At 59.5% G+C, this 1844-nt stretch carries 2 protein-coding genes; both read left to right on the top strand.

All coding sequences use genetic code 11. The features are described from left to right. On the top strand, positions 1 to 1146 hold a 1146-nt coding region (locus EN932_RS35320), incomplete at its 5' end, for an FAD-binding oxidoreductase (RefSeq protein ID WP_164890820.1). 12 nt (positions 1147 to 1158) lie between these two features. Continuing rightward, a partial coding sequence (locus EN932_RS35315; RefSeq protein WP_164890819.1) for an IclR family transcriptional regulator occupies positions 1159 to 1844 on the top strand: 686 nt, incomplete at its 3' end.

Raw genomic sequence — 1844 nt, 5'->3', positions numbered from 1 at the left:
CGCTCGGGCTGTGATGTTGTTGTTTTCGATGCGCAGAGGATCGGCGAGGGTGCTGCACGCCGCAATGCCGGTTTCGTTGGCCGCACGCTCAAGCGGTCCGTCGAATGGCTGGCGGCAAAGTCTGGGCGCGACCACGCAGTGCGGGTCTATCGCGAGCTTGATGCGGCTTTGCGCGGTGTTGCGGCCTTCGTCGAGCGTGAGCGCATCGAGTGCCATTACCAGAGCTGCGGCCGGTTCATTGCCGCCAATTCGAAAGCCCATTTTCAAGCTTTGATTGGCGAACTCGAACAGACGCGGCAGGCCGTCGGGTTCGACTATTCGGTTGTCGAGAAGCAGGACGTCCGTACGGAGATCGCCTCCGACAGATACCATGGCGGGGCGGTTATTCCGGATCTCGGTTCGATTCACCCCGGCCTTTATCACGCTGGCCTTTTCTCCAAGGTGCTTGAGGCCGGCGTCAGGCTGCATCCTCTCACCAATGTCGTGGGCGTCGAGCACGGTGCGAGCGGGAAGATCGTTCGTACGTCGAGAGGAAACGTCGTTGCCCCTCATGTCATTGTCGCCACCAATGGTTATACGAGCCGCGATCTGAAATGGCTTGCAAGGCGGGTCATTCCTTTCCGAGGTTTTGTTGTCGCGACCGAGCTGTTGCCCCCGGAAACGATCGACAAGGTGATGCCGCGCCGCCGCACCTATCTCGACACCAGGATGAACATCGATTTTATTCGCCCGGCACCTGATTCAAGCCGCATTCTGTTTGGCGGCATGACTGGTACGGCGAGCCCGACGGCAACGCCGCTCGCAGGTACGCTCCGCGATCGCCTTGTGAGAATTCTGCCTGACCTTGAGGGTGTCCGCCTCAGTCGTGCCTGGACCGGGCACTGCGCGGGTACTTTCGATTTCATGCCCCATATCGGCGTCAAGGACGGGGTGCACTTCGCCCTCGGCTACAACTTTGCAGGCATTCCCCTTGGAACACATTTCGGGGAGAAGCTTGCTGCCCGAATTCTTCAACGGGGAGATACATCTTCGGCCTTCGATGTCGAAAAATTTCCCACGGTGCCATTCTTTAACGGCTCGCCGTGGTTCGTGCCCTTGGCTATGCGCTATTTCGACTGGCATGATGATCGAATCGCAAGGGGCTAGAACGTATACATCATGGCAAAAACTCCGACGGGCAAACCGGCCACTGAAAAGCCTCTTGAGCGCTATGTGCGTATTCTTGAGATCGTCGCCGGCTTTCCCGGCGGTATTTCGGGAACCTCCGTCGGCGAGATGCTCGATCTGCCGAAAGCCTCGGCCTATCGGCTGATGAAGAGCTTGGCTGATGTTGAACTGATCGAGCAGAGCGGCCCAAGCGCGGCCAATTTCAAGCTTGGGCGACGGTTGGAAAGGCTGCTCTTTTCAGGTGCGAGCGACGACTGGTTCAAGGTCGTTGCGCGTCCGACGTTGCAAGAGCTTTCAGAAAAAACCGGCCAGGCCTGCTTCATCGCGCGACTGTCGGGCGACAGCGTGCGCAGCCTCGACATGGTCGCGCCCGGCGATCTGGTCAGGGCCTACATCGTCCCGGGTCATGAAATCCCAGCACACGCCGGCGCCTCGGCCAAGGCGATCCTAGCCTTTCAGGATCCGAACTTCATCGCTTCGGTGCTCGACAAGCCGCTCAAGCGGTTCACGGCGGCGACCAAAGTCGACTTCGACGATCTCGTGGAAGAGCTGCAACTCGTGCGCAAAACCGGCGTGGCCTATTGTATCGGAGAAGATGTGGACGGATTTGCCGCGATCGCCGCCCCGATCAGGATCGATGGGCAGCGTACGCAGCATAGCCTGTGCGTGACGGGCAC

The sequence above is a fragment of the Mesorhizobium sp. M7A.F.Ca.US.002.01.1.1 genome (genome assembly GCF_004022955.1).
Lineage (GTDB): Bacteria > Pseudomonadota > Alphaproteobacteria > Rhizobiales > Rhizobiaceae > Mesorhizobium > Mesorhizobium ciceri.
Note: the sequence above shows the minus strand (reverse complement) of the source record. Positions and strands in the feature narration are given on the sequence as shown.